Raw genomic sequence first — 21,843 nt, 5'->3', positions numbered from 1 at the left:
CGCCAGCAGGAAAGGCGATCAATGAGCCGCGAAGTCGACCCGACGAAATTTGCCGTTGATCTGACGAATTGTGACCGGGAGCCCATACACCTTCTCGGTGGCATTCAGGATTTCGGATTTCTTCTGGCCGTCTCCTTCGACTGGCTGATTCAGCGTGTCTCAGCCAATGTCGAAGCATTCGCGGGCAAGAGCTTCGATGATCTGCTTGGCACCAATCTCGATACGCTTCTCAGCGACGATGTCATCCATCTTCTGCGATCCCGGCTCCAGATGCTGTCCTCGGAAGACGGGAGCGAGCGGGTGTTCGGCATCGACTTTCTGTCCGATGGACGCAAGTTCGATATCTCGCTGCACGTCTCTGGCGCATCAATCATTATCGAAGCCGAGCCCTCCGACGAGAGGCAGACGATCAATCCGGGCGCGTTGGTGCGCTCCATGTCGGGCCGCCTGCAGCGCACGCAGTCGACCGCCGAGCTTTTTGAAGAAAGCGTTCGCCAGCTGAGAAGCGTGACCGGCTTCGACCGGGTCATGCTCTACCGCTTCAACACCGACGGCGCGGGCACGGTGGCCGCGGAAGCGCTTCGCGCGGGGCTCGAATCCTTCCGTGGCCTCAACTATCCGGCAACGGACATCCCGGTACAGGCGCGCGCGCTCTATGTGCGCAATCGCGTCCGCACCATCGCCAATGTTCATGCCGAGCCGGTGCCGGTCGAGCCCCAGCTCGATCCCTCGGGAGACCCGCTCGACCTGTCGATGTCGACGCTCAGATCGGTCTCGCCGATTCATATCGAGTACCTGAAAAATATGGAGGTCGACGCCTCGTATTCGATCTCGATCGTCATCGAGGGACGGTTGTGGGGCCTTTTCGCGCTGCATCACTACAAGCCGCGTCGCCTCTCCATGGAGATGCGCAACGCGACCGAACTCTTCGGCCTGATGATCTCGCTGATGATCGAGGGCAAGCTTGCCCGCGAACGGCGGGAAGCGGAGGAGAAGGGCCGCGAATTGCACGACCGCTTCGTCGGCAAGCTGATGAGCCTGACGCCCTCCGTGGCCGAACTGTCCGACTTTGCAGGTGATCTTCGCGAGATCATCTCCTCGGACGGCGTTGCCGTCTGGGCCGACGGCGTGATGAAAAGCTATGGCAAGACGCCGCCGGACAGCGCGATGCCGGCGCTCGCCCGCTTTTTGAACCGCGCCGCCGCGAGCCGGGTCTATGCGAGCGACGAACTTGGCGCCGTCTATCCGCCGGCGAAGGAATTCGAGAAGGAGGCGGCTGGTCTCCTCGCCATTCCGATCTCGCGATCGCCGCGCGATTACATCATGTTCTTCCGCCGGGAACTGGTCCAGACCGTGAGCTGGGCTGGTAATCCGCAGGACAAGAAGATGGCTTACGGGCCGAATGGCCCGCGTCTGACGCCGCGCAAGAGCTTCGAGGCCTGGCAGGAAACCGTCCGCGGCAAATCGAAATCCTGGACCGATGCGGAGAAGAAGGCGTCGGAGGCGTTACGCGTCTCGATTCTGGAGGTTCTGGTCAAGTTTACCGAGGAAACTTCGCGCCAGCAGGCTCAGGCCCAGCAGGCGCAGGAACTCCTGATCGCCGAGCTGAACCATCGCGTCCGCAACATTCTCGCCTTGATCCGCGCGCTCGTCACCCAGAGCAAGGGGACCGCGAGCGACGTCGATGATTTCTCTAACATCGTCAGCGGTCGCATTCAGGCTCTTGCGCGGGCTCACAATCAGATCACCGACGAGAAATACGCTCCCCAAAAGCTCTCGGATATCATTCAGACCGAAGTCGACGCCTATATCGGCGGCAAGGCGGACAGGGTGATGCTCACCGGGCCGGATATTCTCGTCTCGCCGAAAGCGTTCTCGATCCTCGCTCTCGTCTTCCACGAGATGGTGACCAATTCGGCCAAATACGGCAGCTTGTCCGATTCACGCGGCAGGGTGTTCGTCGATTGGCATATCGATGCGGACAATGGCTGCGTCATCAAATGGCGCGAAGAAGGTGGTCCGGCCGTTCAACGGCCAAGCCGTCGGGGCTTTGGCTCGACGATTATCGAACGATCGATCCCGCACGATCTCGGCGGGGACGCCGAACTCACCTTCAAGCTTGCAGGCCTTCAGGCTCGTTTCCTCATCCCGGAACGCTATATCGAATTCGACGACAGTGCCTTCAACGGGGTGCCAGCGGTCGGCGAACATTCGAAAGGCTGGGAGTCGAAACAGACTTACGCGACGGACTCCCAAGGACACGACGATATGAATTCGGGCAACCGCCTGCTACTGGAAGGGATGAACGCTCTCCTCGTCGAGGACAACGTCATCATTTCGCTCGATGCCGAACAGCTGCTCGAAACCCATGGAGCGAGCGCGGTCTTCATCGGCGCGAACGTTTCCGAAGCGCGGCGTATCCTTGACACGGAAAGCGTCGACATCGCCATGCTCGATGTCAATCTCGGCTCGGAGACGAGTTTCCCGCTGGTCGAGCCGCTGGTCGAGCGCGGCATCCCCTTCGTCTTCGTCACCGGCTACGGCGAAAAGATCGAATTTCCGGAAGCTGCCGGAGCAAATGTCGAAGCCGTAAAGAAGCCCTTCTCGGAGGACGAGCTCCTCGCCGCCCTTGACCGCGCCATCAAACGCTCGAAGGCCGGCTAACGAAGCTGGCCAGGAGAGATCCGGGAGCGATGGCAGGTAGACGTCCGACAGACGTGGATCGATGCTATCGATCTTGGCATCCGTGCGGTGGGATAAACGCCGCAGCGTCTCCTTTTTGTGGCGCGCGGTTTCCCAGATCTGACGCTTTTTCGCGGGTTCCGTTTTTCTTCCGCGCTCATTTATCATAAAGCTCGCTGAGACGTTCAGACCCGCCAGCACAGAAGCCATTGATGTCCAGTCAGATCATCCCCGTCGATCCTTTCGATTACGTCGTTTTCGGCGGCAACGGCGATCTCGCCGCCCGCAAGCTTCTGCCTGCCCTCTACCATCGCGATCGCGACGGACAGATCCCCGACGAGGCGCGCATCATCGGCGCCTCACGGACCGACTTTTCCCGCGACGACTATCGCAACTTCGCCCGCGAGGCGCTGACCAGTCACGTGAAATCGGAGGACCTCCAGGAAGACACGATCGCTCGCTTCCTCGATCGCCTCTCCTATTGCCATGTGGACGCCCGCTCCGACGAGGGCTGGTCGGAACTGAAGGCTCTTCTCGACGAGAAAGGGTCTTCGCGCATCCGGGCGTTCTACATGGCCGTTTCGCCGAACCTCTTCGGTGATTTCGCGGCCAAGGTCTCGCAGTATGCCCTTGCGGACGAGAACGCCCGCGTCGTCGTCGAAAAGCCGGTCGGGCGCGATCTCGCCTCCGCCAAGGCTCTGAATGCCGAGATCGCGAAGTATTTTCGCGAGGATCAGGTCTTCCGCATCGACCACTATCTCGGCAAGGAGACGGTGCAGAACCTCATGGCGTTGCGCTTTGCCAACGCGCTCTACGAGCCGATCTGGAACGCCACCCATATCGACCACGTGCAGATCACGGTCGCCGAACAGGTCGGGCTCGAAGGCCGCGCCGGCTATTACAACACGGCTGGCGCCCTGCGCGATATGGTGCAAAATCACATCGTCCAGCTCATGTGCCTCGTCGCGCTCGAGCCGCCATCGGCCTTCAAGGACGATGCGCTGCGGGACGAAAAGCTGAAGATCCTCAGATCGCTCCGCCCGATCGACGAGAGCAATGTCGAGACCCTGACCGTCCGCGGCCAGTACAGGTCCGGCGCTTCGGGCGGCAACGCGGTTAAGAGTTATCTGGACGATCTCGGCGAAGCCGAAAGCATGACCGAGACCTTCGTCGCCATCAAGGCCGAGATCAACAACTGGCGCTGGGCGGGCGTCCCGTTCTATCTGCGCACCGGCAAGCGGCTCGCCGAGCGCATGTCGGAAATCGTCATCACGTTCCGCAAGCCGCCACACAACATCTTCGCGGACGTCACCGGCGAGGTCTCGCAGAACCAGCTCGTGCTGCGCCTTCAGCCCGACGAGGGCATGAAGCAATATATCATGATCAAGGACCCGGGCCCCGGTGGCATGCGCCTGCGTCAGATCCCGCTGGACATGACCTTCGCCCAGTCCTTCAAGGTGCGCAATCCGGACGCCTACGAGCGGCTGCTCCTCGACGTCATACGCGGCAACCAGACCCTGTTCATGCGCCGCGACGAGGTGGAAGCGGCCTGGGACTGGATCGATCCGATCCTGAAGGGCTGGGACGAGAAGCAGCAGAAGCCGCAGGGCTATACGTCGGGGACCTGGGGACCTTCCTCCTCAATCGCCCTCATCGAGCGCGACGGTCGCACCTGGCACGAACCGGATTGATCCGGCCGGGCCCTGTAAGGCAACACTTGAACGAGAGGGCGAACCCGATGGCAGAACCGGTCTTCCACGAATACAAGACCCCGGAAGCACTCGCCGAGGCGCTGGCAGCGGGTGTCGCCGCCGTGCTTGCCGGCGCGATCGCCACCCGTGGATCGGCGACGCTAGCGGTGTCCGGCGGTTCGACCCCCAAACTCTTTTTCGAGCATCTAGGCCAGGCCGAAATCGAGTGGAAAAACGTCGAGATCACTCTCGTCGACGAGCGATGGGTGCCCGAAACCTCCGATCGTTCCAACCACGCCCTCGTCAAGCGCCATCTAATGACGGGACCCGCGAGCGCGGCCAATCTTCTGCCGTTCTACACCGGCCACGAGACGCCGGAAGAGGCGCTCGACGAGCTGAAGCATCGCTATTGCCGCCTCTCCCGGCCGTTCGACGCGGTCATTCTGGGTATGGGCACGGACGGCCATACGGCCTCCTTCTTTCCCGGCGCGGAAAATCTCGATGCCTTGCTTCATCCGAAAGGCCATGACGAGGTCGCGGCCGTGAGGGCCCCCGGCGCGGGCGAGCCGCGCATCACATTGACCCTCCCCATGCTGGTGGACGCCCGCCTTCTCGCTCTCCATATCGAGGGAGAGGAGAAACGCGCCGTGTTCCGCAAGGCGATGGAAGGCGACGATGTGGCCGAGCTGCCTGTCCGCTCCGTTCTTGCGGCGGATCGAGGCGAACCGCTCGCCGTGTTCTGGGCGCCTTGAGGAGGCCACGTCGCCGAAACCGGTAGCGGACCGGCATCACGCGCGGCTGCCTTCGTGATAGACGTCCGCCCGAAACCTTTCGCGCAAGCGCCAAGAGGAAAAGATCATGACCGCCGACCGTCGCATCGAAGAAATCACCGACCGCATCCGCGAACGATCGAAGGCAACGCGCGAGCCCTATGTGGCACGGATCCAGGCCAAGGGCGCGGAAGGCCCGAAACGCTCGACCCTGACCTGCGGCAACCTTGCCCACGGCTTCGCCGCCTGCGGCCCGGTCGACAAGGAACGGCTGATGGGCGATGTGACGGCCAATCTCGGCATCATCACCGCCTATAACGACATGCTCTCGGCCCATCAGCCCTTCGAGCGCTTTCCGGACATCATCCGCGAGGCAGCCCGCGAGGTTGGTGCGACGGCGCAGGTCGCCTCCGGCGTTCCCGCCATGTGCGACGGCGTCACACAAGGGCAGGCGGGCATGGAGCTCTCGCTCTTCTCGCGCGACGTGATTGCCATGGCCGCGGCAGTCGGCCTGTCGCACGACATGTTCGATGCGGCCGTCTATCTCGGGGTCTGCGACAAGATCGTCCCGGGCCTTGCCATCGCCGCCCTCACCTTCGGCCACCTCCCGGCGATCTTCGTGCCGGCCGGGCCGATGACCTCCGGCCTGCCGAACGACGAAAAGAGCCGCATCCGCCAGCTCTATGCCGAAGGCAAGGTCGGCCGCGACGAGCTGCTGAAGGCGGAATCGGCCTCCTATCACGGCCCCGGCACCTGCACCTTCTACGGCACGGCGAACTCCAACCAGATGCTGATGGAGATCATGGGCCTGCACACGCCCGGCTCCTCCTTCATCAATCCGAACACGCCCCTGCGCGATGCCCTGACAAAGGAAGCGACCAAGCGGGCGCTGGCGATCACCGCACTCGGCAACGAGTACACCCCGGCGGGCCTGGTGGTGGACGAACGCGCGGTGGTGAACGGGGTTGTGGGCCTCCATGCCACGGGCGGCTCCACCAACCACACCCTGCATCTCGTCGCGATCGCGCGGGCGGCCGGCATCAAGCTCACCTGGTCGGACATTTCCGACCTCTCCGACATCACGCCGCTGCTTGCCCGCGTCTATCCGAACGGCCTTGCGGACGTGAACCACTTCCATGCCGCCGGCGGCATGGGTTTCCTGATCCGCGAACTCCTCTCGCGCGGCCTGCTTCACGACGACGTGAAGACCGCCTGGGGCACGGGCCTCAATGCCTATGCCGTGGAGGCCAAACTCTCGGAAGACGGCCAAAGCGTCGTGCGCGACCCGGCCCCGAAGGAAAGCGGCAATTCGAAGGTTCTGACCACGGCGGACAATCCGTTCTCCTCCAATGGCGGCCTGAAGATGCTCACCGGCAATCTCGGCAAGGGCGTCATCAAGATTTCCGCCGTCAAACCGGAGCATCGCACCGTCGAGGCCGAGGTTCGCATCTTCAACGACCAGAACGAGGTGAAAGCGGCCTTCGATTCGGGCGAACTCGATCGCGACGTCATCTGTGTCGTGCGCTTCCAGGGACCGAAGTCGAACGGCATGCCGGAACTGCACAAGCTGACGCCGCTCCTCGGCATCCTTCAGGATCGCGGCCACAAGGTCGCCCTCGTCACCGACGGGCGCATGTCGGGCGCATCGGGCAAAGTGCCGGCGGCCATCCACGTAACGCCGGAAGCCAAGGCAGGCGGCCCCATCGCAAAGCTGAAAGAGGGCGATGTGGTGAAGCTCGATGCCGAAGCCGGCACGCTCGAGGTTCAGGTCGATGCGGCGGAGTTCGACGCACGCGAGCCCTTCACCATGGATCTGTCCGCCTACGAACATGGCATCGGCCGCGAGCTTTTTGCGCCGTTCCGTGCCCTTGTCGGATCGGCCGACGAGGGAGCCGGCGTCTTCGCGGCCTAACTTGCTGGTCTGGAGCGGAATGCCGTAAACAGGAATCGATCGTCTGCTCCGAGCCAATGTTGTCCCGCAGGATGTATGCCGAAACGCCATGTGAATTTTCGGCATCATGCTGCAGGTCTGCGGCGGCGACCACGACTGAAACGAGAACATGTTGAATAGAGTGTCTTGATGGCCAGATCGTTTGCCAAAAAGCTTCTTGGCAAACTCAAGATGCCACGGCTGCCGCGCACCTCGTTGCGGCGGCTCGGCTTTGTTCACGATGCACTCGTGAGCTTCATCGCCATCACCGCCGCGATGGCCCTGTCATGGGGGCTGGCACCGCTCCTGGCGCTCTGGCAGATCTGGGCGCTGATCGGGATATTTACCGTTCTGTGCCTGATCATCTTCCCGATCTTCCGTCTGAACAGCGGGGCCTGGCGCTATGCCTCTCTCCTCGACGTCGTTTCGATCGTCAAGGCCGCGACAGCGGCGGTCCTGATCTTCCTCTTCATCAGCTTCTTCGTCTTTCGCGGCGATTACGTTCCGCGCTCGGCGATCGTGAATACCTGGTTCATTCTGATCGTCGGGCTTGGCGGGCCGCGTCTCGCCTACCGATTGATGAAGGAAGGCGGGCGGGGTTTCGACACCCCGAACCCAAGCGTCAACACCGGAAACGCAATCCTCGTCGTCGGCTATACGGACGATGCCGATCTCTATGTCCGCAACGCGCGCCGGAGCGGTGACGGACTGAGGGTCGTCGGCATCCTCGACGAGCGGCCGAAGAACCGTCGGCGACAGCTTCACGGCGTTCCCGTCGTCGGCGGATGGTCCGATCTGTCTGCGGTGATCGCGAAGCGGAGGGCCCAGGGGCTGAGATCGATCAGCGAGATCGTCGTCGCCGATCAGGAGATCCCGGCCCAGGTCCTGTCCGATCTCGTCATCCAGGCCTCGCCGCACAAGATCACCGTCAAGCGCCTGCCGGATATGGCCCGTGCCGGTATCGTCGACGAAAACGCGCCGATCGAGCCGCAGCCGATTCAGCTGGAAGACCTTCTGAGCCGCAAGGTTGTGGATCTCGATCTTCAGGAAACCGGCGACCTTCTGCGCGGATCACGGATCGCGGTCACCGGAGCCGGCGGATCGATCGGGTCCGAACTCGTCAGGCAGATCGGGAGCTTCAAGCCGTCCGTTCTGATCCTCATCGAAAACAGCGAATTCAATCTCTGGTCCATCGAACGCCAGCTCGCCGCGACCTATCCCGATCTCGAGGTCGAGGCGCACATCCTCGATGTCCGCCGCAAGGATCGCATCGACCGCCTGTTCGCCAAACTGAAGCCCGAAGTGGTTTTTCACGCAGCGGCCATGAAACATGTCCCGATCGTCGAGGACAATCCGATCGAGGGCATCGAGACGAACCTCATCGGCACCCGCAATGTCGCGGATGCGGCGCTCGCCTACGGGTCGCGGGCCTTCGTGATGATTTCCACCGACAAGGCGGTGAACCCGACCAATGTCATGGGGGCCTCCAAGCGCTCGGCCGAAGCCTATTGCCAGTCTCTCGATCTCAGCCAGGACCGCACGCGCTTCATGACCGTGCGCTTCGGCAATGTGCTGGGCTCGGCCGGATCGGTTGTTCCGCTCTTCCAGAGCCAGATTGCGCGCGGCGGCCCGCTCACCGTCACCGACCCCAATATCGTTCGCTTCTTCATGACGATTCCCGAGGCGACGAGGCTGATTCTCCACGCGGCCGGACACGGCATGAACAATGCCGGCTCGAAGGGGCTCATCTACGTTCTCGACATGGGCAAGCCGGTGCGCATCGCAGAGCTTGCCGAGCGCCTGATCCAGCTCGCGGGTCTCAGGCCGCATATCGACATCGCCATTGAGTTCACCGGCCTGCGCAAGGGCGAAAAGCTCTACGAGGAGCTGTTTTCCACCGAGGAGCAACGGGAAGAAACCGGCCGCGAGGGCCTTTTCTTCGCCCGCTCGCGGGTTCTCGACGTCCAGCTTCTGTCACGTAATCTAAAAACCGTGGAAGCGGCGATCGAAGCAGGCGAAGCCGGCCGCGTCGTCGAATGCCTTCGGCGGATCGTGCCGGAATTCGAAACGATCAGCTTTCCGATGGCGCCGACGCTGGGCTCCCCTCAGGGCGGTGAGCCAGTGGTGAGCAAGCCGGCAAGGCCTGTCGGCGAATAGCCGTTTCGGCGTCTTTGGAATGATTCTGCCGTTTTGAACCTTCAGCCGGGGAATAATGTTTCCCTCATGGCCGTCTGCTTGCAATCGCTGACGGCGCAAGTGGGCGGCTAACGCCCTACTTTCCGATCATGACAACCCGGCGGCCGCGCTTTGCGCTGGTGGCCTTACGAAGATGGGAGCAGATCCATGGCGAAGGACCACCGCGCCGGATCGAAGGTTAAGGGCGACAAGCTGCCCGCCATTGTGATGGCGAGCGACCTTCTGGAGGGTGACACCGTCTTTCTGGTCAAGGGCGGCTGGACGCGCGACTCGCGAGAGGCGCGCATCGCCTACGATCAGGAAACGGCCGACGCCATGGAAGCCGAGGGCCGGGGCGCGGCTGCGGCCAACGCCGTGGTCGATCCCTATCTGGTTCCGGTCGAAATTACCGAGAACGGGCATCCCGTCGCACGACATTTTCGGGACGTGATGCGCCAGAAGGGTCCATCCATTCACCCCGACATGGGCAAGCAGGCCGATTTCGGCCCGATCGCCTGACCGTTTCGAACGCGAATAGGTTTCGACATGTACCGCTACGACGAATTCGATGAGCGCTTCGTGCGCGAACGGGTGGACCAGTTCCGCACGCAGGTCGCGCGACGGCTCGACGGCTCGCTGACCGAGGACGAGTTCAAGCCGCTGCGCCTCAAGAACGGGCTGTATCTCCAGCTGCACGCCTACATGCTGCGCATCGCCGTGCCCTATGGCACGATGAGCGGACGGCAGCTGCGGCAACTCGCGAAGATCGCGCGCGAATACGACAAGGGCTATGCTCACTTCACGACGCGCCAGAACCTTCAGTTCAACTGGCCGAAGCTGAAGGATATTCCGGCGATCCTCGATCTCCTCGCCGATGTGGAGATGCACGCGATCCAGACCTCCGGCAACTGCATCCGCAACACCACTGCCGACCAGTTCTCCGGCGTTGCCGCAGACGAGGCGGAAGATCCGCGCCCGACAGCGGAGCTTTTACGCCAGTGGTCGAGCCAGCATCCGGAATTCGTCTGGCTGCCGCGCAAGTTCAAGATCGCCGTCACCGGTGCAGAGCATGACCGCGCCGCGATCAGGGTCCACGATATCGGGCTGAAGTTGAAGCGCAACGAAGCGGGCGAGCCTGGCTACGAGATCTCGGTCGGCGGCGGTCTCGGCCGCACACCCATGATCGGCAAGGTGATCCGCGACTTCCTGCCAAAGGAAGAGCTTCTCGCCTATGTCGAGGCGATCATGCGCGTCTACAACGCGGAAGGCCGGCGCGACAACAAGTTCAAGGCGCGGGTTAAGATCCTCGTCCACGAGACCGGCGCGGAAGAATTCACCCGCCGCGTCGAGGCCGAATACGCCAAGCTCGACGGCCCGACCATCAACGCGCCCAAGGAAGAGATCGAGCGGATCGCGGCCTATTTCGCAGCGCCCGACTACGAGGATCTTCCGGCCGAGTCCGTGACGCTGGAAAACGCAAGGCGCGAGGATGCCGGCCTCGATCGCTTCGTCGAGCAGAATGGCTTTGCCCATAAACAGTCGGGCTACATCGCCTTCACGGTTTCGCTGAAGCCGATCGGCGGTGTGCCGGGCGATATGAGCGCCGATCAGATGGATGCCTTCGCGGATATCGCGGAGAGATTCTCGCTCGGCGAACTTCGCGTGACGCACAGCCAGAACCTCGTCCTGCCCTACGTCAAGAAAGACGATGTGCCGGCGCTCTACGCCGAACTGAAAAAGCACGGGCTCGCCACCGCCAATGCCGGCCTCGTGACCGATATCATCGCCTGTCCGGGCCTCGATTATTGCGGCCTCGCGACAGCGAAATCGATCCCGATCGCGCAGGAAATCGCCAAGACCTTCGCGGACGACGACCGCCAGCGGGAGATCGGCGAACTGCCGATCAAGATTTCCGGCTGCATCAATGCCTGCGGTCATCACCATGTGGGTGCGATCGGCATTCTCGGGCTCGAAAAGGGCGGACGCGAGAACTACCAGATCACCGTCGGCGGCGATGCGACCGAACATGCAAGCCTCGGCGAGCGGCTCGGCCCCGGCATCGACGGCGAGGATGTGCCGGGCGCGATCGAGGCGATCGTCGAGACCTATCTCGGCGAAAAGCAAGGTTCGGAAAGCTTCATCGAAACCGTGCGCCGCGTTGGCGCGGACCCGTTCAAGACGCGTTTCGCAAGCTTTATCGAGGAGCGCGCGAAGGCTCTGGAGGCCGCAGAATAATGACGATCATCTCCAGCGAGGGCGAACGCCCGAACGCCTATACCCTTGCCGAAACGGTGGACGAGGTGAAATCCGCGTCGAAGCCGCTCGTCCCGCTTGCGCTCGCCGGTGAGGTCGATGTGCCGGCGACCCCTTATGGTCTCCTGGTGCCGAACGATGCGGACGTGGCGGACATCGCCAGATATTTCGGTTCGGTCGATCTCATTGCCGTCATCTTCCCGGCCTTTGCCGACGGGCGCGGGTTCTCGCTTGCTAAGCGCCTCCGCCGCGAAGGTTTCGAGGGCACGCTGCGCGCCAGCGGTCCGCTGATCGCCGATCAGTTCGCCGATGCGCTGGCCTGCGGCTTCGACGAGGTCGACCTGCCGGACACGATGGCGAACCGCCAGCCGGTGCAGCAATGGCTGGAAATGAAGGACTCCATGACGGTCCATTATCAGACCGGTTTCGGCGAGGGGCAGAGCATCCTCCAGCAGCGGCTGGCCGCTCGAAAGGAAGCCGCGGGATGAGAGACGACGCACAGCCCGACCTGAAAGAGCTTGCCCGCGAGCTCAACGGGGAATTTCCGACGCTGACGCCCCTCGCCCGTCTCGAACGGTTGCGGGAGGTCACACCCGGCCGGATCGTTTTCACGACCAGCCTCGGCATCGAGGATCAGATGATCACCCATCTGATCTTCAAGCATAACATCAAGATCGACGTGGTGACGCTCGACACCGGCCGCCTCTTTCCGGAGACCTACGATCTCTGGCGCAAGACGGAAGAAACCTACGGCAAGCGCATCCACGCGAAATATCCGAAGGGCGAGAAGCTGGAAGAGCTGATCGACGAGCAGGGCATAGACGGCTTCTACTACGCCAAGGAGTTTCGCCTGAACTGCTGCGGCGTGCGCAAGATCGAACCCCTCGGCCGCGCCCTCGAAGGCGCAAATGGCTGGGTGACGGGCTTGCGCGCCGATCAGTCTGCGAACCGGCAGGACATGGATTTCGTCGGCTTTGATGGGTCACGTGGACTGATCAAGGCGAATCCCGTCTTCGATCTGTCGCGCGCCGAAATCGCCGCCTTCACGGCGGACAACGGCGTGCCGGTCAACAGCCTGCACGACAAGGGCTTCCTTTCGATCGGCTGCGCGCCCTGCACACGGGCGCTCCAGCCCGGCGAGCCGGAGCGCGCCGGCCGCTGGTGGTGGGAAGACGACACCAAGCGCGAATGCGGCCTCCACGTTCCGGACGGAAACGAGGTTTCGGAGGGCGCGAGAGCCTAGGCTTCTTTCTGCCCCTCCCTCCACCGTCATTCTCGGGCTCCGTCCCGAGAATCCAGGGCGGTGAGGCGCAAAGATAGAAACGCGTCTGGGGCCAAGACCACTGTATCCTCGGGACGGAGCCCGAGGATGACGATCCGAGAATTTGAGAGCCGCCCCCGCAGTGATCGGGGACGACGGCGGAGCGAAAGCAAAGGCCACCGGCCATGAAACATATGACACACCTCCAGCGCCTGGAGGCCGAATCGATCTTCATCATCCGCGAGGTTGCGGCGAGCGCCGACAATCCGGTGATGCTCTATTCGATCGGCAAGGACTCGGCGGTGATGCTGCATCTCGCCATGAAGGCCTTCGCGCCGGGCAAGCCGCCGTTCCCGCTCATGCATATCGACACGACCTGGAAATTCCGGGAAATGATCGAATTCCGCGACCGTCGGGCGAAGGAGCTGGGCATCGAGTTGATCGTCTACACCAATCAGGACGGGGTGAAGGCGGGCATCAATCCGTTCGATTCCGGCTCGGCGGTCCACACCGACGTGATGAAGACGCAGGCACTCAAACAGGCGCTCGACAAGTACAAGTTCGACGCGGCCTTCGGCGGCGCGCGGCGCGACGAGGAAAAGTCCCGCGCCAAGGAGCGCGTCTTCTCCCTCAGGTCCGCCGAACATCGCTGGGACGCCAAGAACCAGCGGCCGGAGCCCTGGAAGCTGTTCAACACCCGCAAGAAGAACGGCGAGAGCTTTCGCGTCTTCCCCCTGTCGAACTGGACCGAGCAGGACATCTGGGACTACATCGCGCTCGAGCAGATCCCGGTCGTGCCGCTTTATTACGCGGCCAAGCGGCCGGTGGTGCGCCGTGACGGCGCACTCATCATGCGCGACGACGACCGGATGCAGCTGAGACCCGGCGAAAGCGTGGAAGAGATGATGGTCCGCTTCCGGACCCTCGGCTGCTACCCGCTGACGGGCGCTGTGGAATCACAGGCTGAAACACTCGACGACATCATCGCCGAAATGCGCGGCTCGCGCGTATCGGAGCGGCAGGGGCGCGTCATCGATCGCGACTCCGGCGCTTCGATGGAAGAAAAGAAGCAGGAAGGCTATTTCTGACCATGGCCAACGCTCTTGACGAACGTCTCCCCGACGAAGCCGATAAGGCGCAGGGCTCGACGCCGGCTGCCCTTGAAGACGAAACCTTCGCCGGCCCCGCGCCCGATGAAGGCGGCGCTGCGGTCGTGGACCCGCAAGAGGGCATGACGCCGCTCGTTTCGCCGGCCGAATCCCTCCTGCGCTTCATCACCTGCGGCTCCGTCGACGACGGCAAGTCGACCCTGATCGGCCGTCTTCTCTACGAGACGAATGCCGTTTTCGACGACCAGATGGAAGCGCTCGAAAAGGATTCGAAGAAGTTCGGCACGACCGGCGGCGACCTCGATTTCGCGCTTCTGGTCGATGGCCTGTCCGCCGAGCGCGAACAGGGCATCACGATCGACGTCGCCTATCGCTATTTCTCGACGGCGAACCGCGCCTTCATCATCGCCGATACGCCTGGCCACGAGCAGTATACGCGCAACATGGCGACCGGCGCCTCCCAGGCCGAACTCGCGGTGATTCTGGTCGATGCGCGCAAGGGCATCCTGCCCCAGACGCGGCGGCACTCCTTTATTACTTCGCTCGTCGGCATCAAGTCGGTGGTCATCGCCATCAACAAGATGGATCTCGTCGATTTCTCCGAGGATCGCTTCGAGGAAATCAAGCGCGACTACGAAGCGATCCTGCCGCAACTCGGCTTCACGGATGTCTCCTATATCCCGGTTTCGGCCAAGAACGGCGACAACATCGTCGAGCGCTCGCCAAATTCGCCCTGGTACACTGGCGAAACACTGCTTCAGCGCCTTGAGACCGCAAATCCGGAGACCTTCGAGGCCGACGGACTGCCGTTCCGCCTGCCCGTTCAGTGGGTAAACCGCCCGAATCTCGACTTCCGGGGCTTCTGCGGCACGGTAGCCAGCGGAACGGTGAAGGCGGGCGACAGGATCGTCTCCCTGCCTTCGGGCCAGAAGTCCACGGTGAAAGCGGTCTGGAACGCTGATGCCATAGCCGACGAGGCGCGGACGGGCGATGCCATCACGCTGACGCTCAACGACGAGATCGACGCCTCGCGCGGCGACGTCATCGTGCGTGACGGCGACACGATCCAGCCGGTCAAGACCATCGAGGCGGACATCCTGTGGATGGTCGACCGTCCGATGGTGGCAGGCGGCCGCCTGATCGCGAAGCTCGGCTCCCACCAGAGCCCCGCGACCCTGCGCGCGCTGAACGGCTCGGTGGACATCCATTCCTATCAGGTGAAGAACGCAAACGCACTTCTGATGAACGAGATCGGAAAGGTGACGCTCTCGTTCGATCGCCCGCCGGTCGCGACCACCTATGCGGAGAACCGTGAGCTCGGAGCCTTCATCCTGATCGACCAGCTGACCAATGAAACGGTCGCACTGGGCATCGTCACCAAGCTTTCGAAACCTGCGGTCTCCCAGCCTCTTCCGGGCGCGGAAGATGCTGCACCCAGGTCGGGCTTCGAAAAGCTCAAATCGAAGTGGCTCGGTCAAGAGGCCAGCGGCGATCCCGATCTGGCCGCGTCCCTCACCCGCAACCGCTTCGTTGCGAGCGGTTTCCTGATCGTTCTCGCTGTGCTGTTCGGTCTGAACGTCTTCGCCGCGGCGATCCTCGGCGCGCTGGACTTCCTGTTGCGTCCGATCCTCTACGATCTCTTCGGAGACGGGCGCGAGAAGGTGGCCGAAAAGTCGAAGGGCGAGAGCGGCCCCGGCTATTATGGCGACGGCATCTGATCGCCGGCAGCCCGAGCGGCATATGAGCCGAAGTGCCGGGCAATAGGCTCAATCAAACCCGAGGCGCGCGATCAGTCTTCCAGTTCGCGCGCCTCGGAAGCCAGCATGATCGGAATCCCGTCGCGGATCGGATAGGCGAGCTTCGCCTTTTCGCTGATCAATTCCTGCCTCTCGCGATCATAGCGCAGCACCGCCTTGGTCAGCGGGCAGACGAGGAGTTCGAGAAGCTTGGGATCGGGCCGGGCAATCGTCTTTGCGCTGTTCATGTCTTGCCTCCTTCGCAGGCTCCGCTGGCTCGCTTCACGGGATACCGTCCTCTTCTAGCATGAATTCCGCCCGCTCGGTGACGCTCGCTTTCGGAAGAACGATCGGCCGATAGCCGAGGGCCGGATAATCGGCCATAAGCCGCTCATATTCCTCACAGGCAGCGTCGAACCCATGGCGACGCTCGGTATCGCCCTCCCAGATGTCCGCCCAGGGCGGCGCGAAGAAAGCGTATTCCTCGTATCGATAGCGGTCGATCATATCACGGTCGATTGGACGATCGCTCGCGGCGCGAAGCGCCGAAAGCGCATCGACGAGACCGCGATCGAAAAAGACCGGCCCGCTCGCACCTCTCACGGCGTCGTAATCGGTTCTTGCGAGCGCTGCTGCCGCTTTCGCGAAGGCTTCGAGATCGTTCCAGGGAAGTTTGGGATCGCCTGGGTCGGTAATCGAGTGCACGATCCGCCGGCCCGGTTCTTCCACGACTAAATGACCGCGCCGGGCAAGCTCCGCAAGCAGCGTTGATTTTCCCCCGCCGGAACAGCCGGTGACGACGATGAGGCGCGGCATGCTCCCGGCACCATTCGCTGCGAGGCCGACGCTCAATTCAGTGTCCGCGGCCCGTCCTCGTCCTCGCCGTCCTCGGCGAGCGCCATCTCGGTGATCGCGATCAGCGTCTCGGTCCGGGTCTTGAGATCTTCCGCCTCCAGCAGCGCCTGGCGTTCGGCCGCGCCCTGAGGCGCCATCATCATGCAAAGAGCCGAGACGAGAAGGTCGTCGGGGGCGGACTTCACGCTGTCCCAGTCGGCTTCCAGCTGATTGGCTTCGAGATAGCGCCGGAAGATATCGAGAAGACCGTCGCGATTGACCTTGGCCGCGCCGTCGTCTTCGACGAGATCACCCGCGAAAGCCTTGATGCGGCAGATGCGATAATGCCGCCGGCTGTCCACTTCCTCCAGGACGCGGAACCGCGCGACACCGTGAAGGGCAATGAGATAGCGCCCGTCACCGCTCTCGGAGTAGGAGGTGATGCGACCGAGACAGCCAACCCGGCAGAGCTCGGGTTCGCCATCGGCCTTTCGCGCACCGTCGAGCCGGGGCTGGATCATGCCGATCAGGCGCTCGCCGCCGAGCGCGTCGTCGATCATCTCCAGATAGCGCGGCTCGAAGATGTTGAGCGGCAACTGGCCGCCCGGAAGAAGCAGCGCGCCGCTCAGGGGAAAGACAGGCACGCGTTCGGGAAGTTCGGTCTCGTTTCGATAGACCCGGTTTCCAGCCTGTGCCACAGGTGTTCTCCCTCATTGGTTCAGGGATGGAAACTGGGCTTTTCTCCGGCGGGCTCAAGGCCTTGGGGCGCGGCTCCCTGTCTCACGCTCAGCGGAACAGGAGAGAAGACAGCTTGCGACGCGCGTCCTTCGTCGCCGGGTCGGTCGGTCCCCAGGCCTCGAACAGCTCCAGAAGCTTCTTGCGGGCGCCGTCATCGGCAAATTCCCGATCGCGACGCATGACGTCCAGAAGCAGGTCGGCGGCCTTTTGCCGCTCGTTGCGCGCCTGGGCGATGAGAGCGAGGTCGAAACGCGCCTGATGGTCGTCGGGATTGGCATCGAGCCGGGCCTGAAGCTCGGCCGGATCGCCGAGACCGGCGACTTCCTCGTCAAGCTTCAGCTTGGCCTTCACCGCCGCAACCCTCTGATCGCTATCGGCTTGCGGCGGCAGGGAGGCTACCAGCTGGGAGGCGCGCTCGCTGTCGCCGGTCTTCATGTAGCATTCCGCAAGCCCGCCGGTCGCACCCACATGGCCTTCTTCATGCTGCAGGATCGCGCCGTAGATCTGCGCCGCATTGCCAACATCGCCGGCCTCGAGAAGCTCGTCCGCCTGCGCCATGGCATCGGCGATCGGATCATTGCCGCCGCGCGAGGGGCCAGCCTGCTGGATGACCTTGTCGATGAACTTCTTGAGTTCGCTTTCCGGCAGCGCGCCCATGAAACCATCGATCGGCTGACCGTCGAGAAAGGCGAACACGGCCGGGATGGACTGGACGCCGAGCTGGCCCGCGATCGAGGGATGCTCGTCGATATTCATCTTGACGAGCTTCACCTTGCCGCCGGCAGCCTGGACCACGCGTTCCAGAACAGGCGTCAGCTGCTTGCAGGGCCCGCACCACGGCGCCCAGAAATCGACCAGCACCGGCTGATTGCGCGATTCCTTGATGACGTCGTCGGAGAAGGCCTGGGTCGTCGTATCCTTGATGAGATCAGCGGCCGAGGGTCCGCCGGCACCCGCAAGATCGCCGAACCCCTGCAGGGTCGGCTTCGGCTCGGCGGCAGCCGGTCCCGGCGCGCCACCCAGACCTGCCGCGTAGGAGCCCGAGGTGGAGTTGGCGTAAGGATTGTCGCTCATGGGGCGCTCGTCTCGTTCGCATGGTCTTCGTCGTCGTCACCGAGCTTGGTGACGAGAATTGCGTGCCCCGTCAACCGGAAGAACCGCAACAAATCTTCGTAGCGAAGGGATGTGGTGGCCGTGTTCGTCAACGGGTGTCCGTTGACGATATCGTATTCACCGAGCCGCTCATCAAGAACGACATTCACCAGATGGGCCGTGTCGTTGACGACGCCGAAGGCGGTCACCGATCCGGGCTCCACCCCGAGCAGGTCCCGCATCTGGTCGGCGCTCGCAAATGACAGCCGACCCGAGCCGCCGATCTTCTTGTGCAGGCTCTTCAGCGCGACCTCGCTATCCTCCTCGGCGACGACCAGAAAGATCCTGCCCTTCTTGTCCTTCAGAAAGAGGTTCTTGGTGTGGGCGCCCGGAATGTCACCGCGAACGGAACGGGACTCATCCACCGTGAAGAGAGCCGGATGATCGACCGTCGTCACCTCGATGTCATGTTCGGCGAAGAATTCCATGAGATCGTCGCGTGTCATCGCCATCTTCGTTTCCCCTGGCGCCGTGGAATCGCTTGGTTTGCGCGCCCCATACCGCGCTTTTTGCGAATGCAAAAATTTCGCTGCTTTCCTTGTTGCATTCGCCGTCTCTTTGAGCGATATAGCGCCCGTCGCCGACACGCAAAAGCGTCTCGGTCGGAGCGGGCGGGCGTAGCTCAGTGGTAGAGCACAACCTTGCCAAGGTTGGGGTCGTGGGTTCGAATCCCATCGCCCGCTCCAATGCATTCCTTTACAGCGCCGGGATGTGTCTCGAAGACAAACTTCGAGACGTCTTTCTTTGAGGCCATCCGCGCGTTGCGCTGAGCGCCATCCCTCTCCCCGTTCCGTCTTGTCTGCCGGTCATGTCTGCTCCATCCTGACCTGATGCAGAGCAGCCATCCCTCCACCTCACCGAAAAGCATGCGTGTCCTCCTGCTCGGTGGCACGGGCACGATCGGCCGCGCCACCGCCCGTGCACTCGTCGAGGCAGGTCACGAGGTCGTCTGTCTCGTGCGGCGGCAGGCCGGCGTCGGCGGACGCCACGACGCGGAGGAGACCGCGAAACGCCTTCCCGGTACGGAGCTGCGCTTCGGCGATGTGACCGATCCGGCCTCAATCGAACGGGACGCCCTTCGCGGCGAGGCATTCGACGCTATGGTGACCTGCCTTGCATCGCGAACGGGCGCCCCGGCGGATGCCTGGGCGATCGACTACCAGGCAAATTCGAACGCCCTGAAGGCGGCGCGGAAGGCCGGCATCGGGCACGTCGTGCTCCTGTCCGCGATCTGCGTCCAGAAGCCGCTTCTCGCGTTCCAGAAGGCCAAGCTCGCCTTCGAGGCTGAGCTCACCGCCTCCGGCCTTAGATATTCGATCGTTCGCCCGACAGCCTTCTTCAAATCGCTTTCAGGCCAGCTGGAGCGGGTGCGCGCGGGCAAACCCTATCTGATGTTCGGCGATGGACAGCTCACGTCCTGCAAGCCGATCAGCGACGACGATCTGGCGCGTTTCATCGCGCGCTGCCTCGCCGATGAAAGCCTTCAGAACCGCATCCTTCCCATCGGCGGCCCCGGACCTGCTATCACGCCGAAGGAGCAAGGCGACGCTCTCTTCCGTATTCTGGGCCGCAAACCCGCCTTCAAACGGGTCCCGCCCCGTTTTCTGTCGACGATCGCCGCAGGTCTCGGGTTTGTGGGTCGCGTCAGTCCGCGCCTCGCGGCAAAGGCGGAGCTTGCCCGCATCGGCCATTACTACGCCACCCAGTCCATGCTGGTGCGCGATCCGGCGAGCGGCGCTTATGTCGCAGACCTGACGCCGGAGACCGGCACGGACACGCTGTTCGACTTCTACCGGGCACTCGCCGCTGGAAAAGCCAGTATCGAGCGCGGCGACCATGCGATTTTTTAGGAAAGATGCAGCGTTATGGTAGCCAGTTAACAAATTGAAATCACTGCCGTAATCCAACCCGTCCTTGCGTTCTCTCGATAATGTGATAAGTATGTGATATCACCCTCGTCCTCGCGCCGTTTTCGGCGATATGGCCCTTGCCATCGAAGTAAGAGGGATGGAGGCAGTTGATGATCGAGACCGCAAATCGCATTCGCGCCCGCCAGACCGCGCTTGAGACGCCGCTGACAGAAGCGGCGACCGAAGCTGTGGAACACCTCATCCGGGAAGCCGCCAGCATGATAGAGGCGGCAGGGGCCGAAACGCTGCGCGACGATGCGAGCGTCGGCATTCTGGCGGCAAAGCTGGCCGATGCCCGGAACGCTATCGAGAATGCCGCGACCAGACTTCTCGACGAAGCCAGGGAGACATTGCCGATCAAGGATATCAGGGTCTACGGCCTCGCTTCAGCTGCGGAAGACGGCGATGATTATGCCTGCGGCGTCATCGCCATGGGCGAACCCGTGCACCGGCGGGGTGGATACCTGATCTGAGCGAGGTCGCTGCTGGCGCAAAGGCGTTCGCGGGATCGGCTCGCCCATGTCGGGCAAGACAACAACCGGCGGCTTGCAATCGGCCACTCCCCTATCGATCTTCGGCGGGAGTATAATCCATGCCCCGTGAGCCTTATGACCGTGAACACATCTCCATCCGATCTGACACCGGAGGAAGCCGAGCTTTGGGCGCGGGCGCCGAGCCCCTGCATCGATGTGTGCAAATACAAGCGCAAAGGCCGCTGCATCGGCTGCTCGATGACCAAACTTGAAAAACAGATGTTTCCTCAATCCGGGAGCGCCGAGCAGAAAAAGGCCTTCATCGAAAGCCTGATGGCCAATCTGGAAGACATCGGCCGCAATCCCGCCTTCTGGGCCTATACCTATCGGCACAAATGCGAGCGCGAGGGCGTTCCCTGCCCGATCGAGATCGAGGAATAGGCCTCGCTTCGAGGGCACTGCCTCTCATCACCATTGCAGCAAAGCGACATGCCAAAGCCGCCGACGCCTCTGGGGGCACCGGCGGCTTTTTCATGTGCAGTCTTGCGTCCGGCGGGAGGCGAGACGCACCGCGATTGCTCAGGCGCTCGTCTTGAGGTGAGCGCGCAGCATCCAGGCGAACTTGTCGTGAACTTCGATGCGGTTGGTCGCCATATCGTTGGTCGCCCAGTCGCCATGCTGCTCCGCGACTTCCGCAAGCGCGGACAGCGTCGAGGACAGTGTCTCCTGGTCCTTCATCAGAACCTCGATCATGGTCTTGGCATCGGTCTTGCCGTCATGCTCTTCGATCGCGGAGCGCTCGAGGAAGACCGAATAGCGGCCCTCCGCATGGGCGTCGAACGCCTTGATGCGCTCGGCGAGAAAGTCCTGTCCCTCGAAGTGATCTTCATAGATCTTCTGGAAAAGCTCATGCAGCGGGCCGAAGGCCATGCCGGTGACGTTCCAGTGGAAGTTCTGCGCCTTCAGGGTCGTGACGGCGGTTTCGGCGAGCGCCTGGGTCAGCCCCTCGACGATCTCTTCCTTGGCGTTGGGTTCCATCTTGGCTGCGACGAGGCCCATGATATCGTTTCCTTCTAGTTTGGAACGGTTCTAAACTGTTGCATCGGACGTAATACAGAAGCGCCGAGAA

At 62.6% G+C, this 21,843-nt stretch carries 19 protein-coding genes, 1 tRNA gene and 1 pseudogene; 15 read left to right on the top strand and 6 right to left on the bottom strand.

The features are described from left to right. Positions 1 to 21: 21 nt before the first annotated feature. The 11 genes and pseudogenes from ABDX79_RS10505 to cysN all read left to right on the top strand — a co-directional run bounded on the left by ABDX79_RS10505 (position 22) and on the right by cysN (position 15,589). Entirely contained in the window at positions 22 to 2,664 is a 2,643-nt protein-coding gene (locus ABDX79_RS10505) for an HWE histidine kinase domain-containing protein (RefSeq protein WP_346220239.1), read from the top strand. 230 nt (positions 2,665 to 2,894) lie between these two features. Next, positions 2,895 to 4,373, top strand: a complete 1,479-nt coding sequence (gene zwf / locus ABDX79_RS10500) for a glucose-6-phosphate dehydrogenase (RefSeq protein ID WP_346220238.1) — start codon at positions 2,895 to 2,897, stop codon at positions 4,371 to 4,373. Between the two features lie 47 nt (positions 4,374 to 4,420). Beyond that, the gene (pgl, locus tag ABDX79_RS10495) at positions 4,421 to 5,125 is read left to right on the top strand and encodes a 6-phosphogluconolactonase (protein ID WP_346220237.1); all 705 of its coding nucleotides are present in this window, start codon (positions 4,421 to 4,423) and stop codon (positions 5,123 to 5,125) included. 106 nt (positions 5,126 to 5,231) lie between these two features. Beyond that, positions 5,232 to 7,055 carry a phosphogluconate dehydratase gene (gene edd, locus ABDX79_RS10490; protein WP_346220236.1) on the top strand — a complete coding sequence of 608 codons (1,824 nt, stop codon included), beginning with the start codon at positions 5,232 to 5,234 and terminating at the stop codon, positions 7,053 to 7,055. 168 nt (positions 7,056 to 7,223) lie between these two features. Next, positions 7,224 to 9,230, top strand: a complete 2,007-nt coding sequence (locus tag ABDX79_RS10485; RefSeq protein ID WP_346220235.1) for a polysaccharide biosynthesis protein — start codon at positions 7,224 to 7,226, stop codon at positions 9,228 to 9,230. Between the two features lie 186 nt (positions 9,231 to 9,416). Then, positions 9,417 to 9,767, top strand: a complete 351-nt coding sequence (locus ABDX79_RS10480) for a DUF2849 domain-containing protein (protein WP_346220234.1) — start codon at positions 9,417 to 9,419, stop codon at positions 9,765 to 9,767. Between the two features lie 27 nt (positions 9,768 to 9,794). Continuing rightward, the gene (locus ABDX79_RS10475) at positions 9,795 to 11,483 is read left to right on the top strand and encodes a nitrite/sulfite reductase (protein ID WP_346220233.1); all 1,689 of its coding nucleotides are present in this window, start codon (positions 9,795 to 9,797) and stop codon (positions 11,481 to 11,483) included. Next, on the top strand, positions 11,483 to 11,989 hold the full coding sequence (locus ABDX79_RS10470; RefSeq protein WP_346220232.1) for a DUF934 domain-containing protein: 507 nt from the start codon (positions 11,483 to 11,485) through the stop codon (positions 11,987 to 11,989). The genes ABDX79_RS10475 and ABDX79_RS10470 overlap by 1 nt, the downstream gene beginning before the upstream one ends. Next, on the top strand, positions 11,986 to 12,744 hold the full coding sequence (locus ABDX79_RS10465; RefSeq protein ID WP_346220231.1) for a phosphoadenylyl-sulfate reductase: 759 nt from the start codon (positions 11,986 to 11,988) through the stop codon (positions 12,742 to 12,744). Before ABDX79_RS10470 ends, ABDX79_RS10465 begins: the two co-directional genes overlap by 4 nt. Before the next feature lie 197 nt (positions 12,745 to 12,941). Next, positions 12,942 to 13,850: pseudogene (cysD, locus tag ABDX79_RS10460) on the top strand (sulfate adenylyltransferase subunit CysD); the annotation flags it as partial. Between the two features lie 2 nt (positions 13,851 to 13,852). Next, positions 13,853 to 15,589 (top strand): sulfate adenylyltransferase subunit CysN, encoded by a 1,737-nt coding sequence (gene cysN, locus ABDX79_RS10455; protein ID WP_346220230.1) that lies wholly within the window; start codon positions 13,853 to 13,855, stop codon positions 15,587 to 15,589. A gap of 71 nt (positions 15,590 to 15,660) precedes the next feature. On the opposite strand, the gene ABDX79_RS10450 is transcribed toward cysN, so the two are convergent. The 5 genes from ABDX79_RS10450 to ABDX79_RS10430 form a co-directional block, all read right to left on the bottom strand. Continuing rightward, entirely contained in the window at positions 15,661 to 15,855 is a 195-nt protein-coding gene (locus tag ABDX79_RS10450; protein WP_346220229.1) for a Trm112 family protein, read from the bottom strand. Between the two features lie 34 nt (positions 15,856 to 15,889). Then, positions 15,890 to 16,423 carry an AAA family ATPase gene (locus tag ABDX79_RS10445; RefSeq protein ID WP_346220316.1) on the bottom strand — a complete coding sequence of 178 codons (534 nt, stop codon included), beginning with the start codon at positions 16,421 to 16,423 and terminating at the stop codon, positions 15,890 to 15,892. Between the two features lie 32 nt (positions 16,424 to 16,455). Further along, positions 16,456 to 17,139: an LON peptidase substrate-binding domain-containing protein gene (locus ABDX79_RS10440; protein ID WP_346220228.1), complete on the bottom strand. Its 684-nt coding sequence runs from the start codon at positions 17,137 to 17,139 to the stop codon at positions 16,456 to 16,458. Between the two features lie 88 nt (positions 17,140 to 17,227). Beyond that, complete coding sequence (gene trxA / locus ABDX79_RS10435; protein WP_346220227.1) at positions 17,228 to 18,253, bottom strand: thioredoxin; 1,026 nt, start codon at positions 18,251 to 18,253, stop codon at positions 17,228 to 17,230. Continuing rightward, positions 18,250 to 18,783, bottom strand: coding sequence for a prolyl-tRNA synthetase associated domain-containing protein (locus ABDX79_RS10430; protein WP_346220226.1), 534 nt, complete (start codon positions 18,781 to 18,783; stop codon positions 18,250 to 18,252). Before ABDX79_RS10430 ends, trxA begins: the two co-directional genes overlap by 4 nt. Positions 18,784 to 18,942: 159 nt before the next feature. On the opposite strand from ABDX79_RS10430, the gene ABDX79_RS10425 reads away from it, so the two are divergent. The 4 genes from ABDX79_RS10425 to ABDX79_RS10410 all read left to right on the top strand — a co-directional run bounded on the left by ABDX79_RS10425 (position 18,943) and on the right by ABDX79_RS10410 (position 21,155). Beyond that, a tRNA-Gly gene (locus tag ABDX79_RS10425) sits at positions 18,943 to 19,017 on the top strand. 192 nt (positions 19,018 to 19,209) lie between these two features. Beyond that, on the top strand, positions 19,210 to 20,181 hold the full coding sequence (locus ABDX79_RS10420) for an NAD(P)H-binding protein (RefSeq protein ID WP_346220315.1): 972 nt from the start codon (positions 19,210 to 19,212) through the stop codon (positions 20,179 to 20,181). 170 nt (positions 20,182 to 20,351) lie between these two features. Beyond that, on the top strand, positions 20,352 to 20,714 hold the full coding sequence (locus ABDX79_RS10415; protein ID WP_346220225.1) for a hypothetical protein: 363 nt from the start codon (positions 20,352 to 20,354) through the stop codon (positions 20,712 to 20,714). 135 nt (positions 20,715 to 20,849) lie between these two features. Beyond that, on the top strand, positions 20,850 to 21,155 hold the full coding sequence (locus ABDX79_RS10410) for a DUF1289 domain-containing protein (RefSeq protein ID WP_346220314.1): 306 nt from the start codon (positions 20,850 to 20,852) through the stop codon (positions 21,153 to 21,155). 138 nt (positions 21,156 to 21,293) lie between these two features. Here the strand turns inward: ABDX79_RS10410 and ABDX79_RS10405 are convergent, their stop codons facing one another. Then, positions 21,294 to 21,773 (bottom strand): Dps family protein, encoded by a 480-nt coding sequence (locus tag ABDX79_RS10405; protein WP_346220224.1) that lies wholly within the window; start codon positions 21,771 to 21,773, stop codon positions 21,294 to 21,296. Positions 21,774 to 21,843: the final 70 nt, after the last annotated feature.

The sequence above is a fragment of the Fulvimarina fulva genome (genome assembly GCF_039652615.1).
GTDB lineage: Bacteria > Pseudomonadota > Alphaproteobacteria > Rhizobiales > Rhizobiaceae > Fulvimarina.
This window is presented reverse-complemented; position numbering and strand designations above follow the sequence as displayed.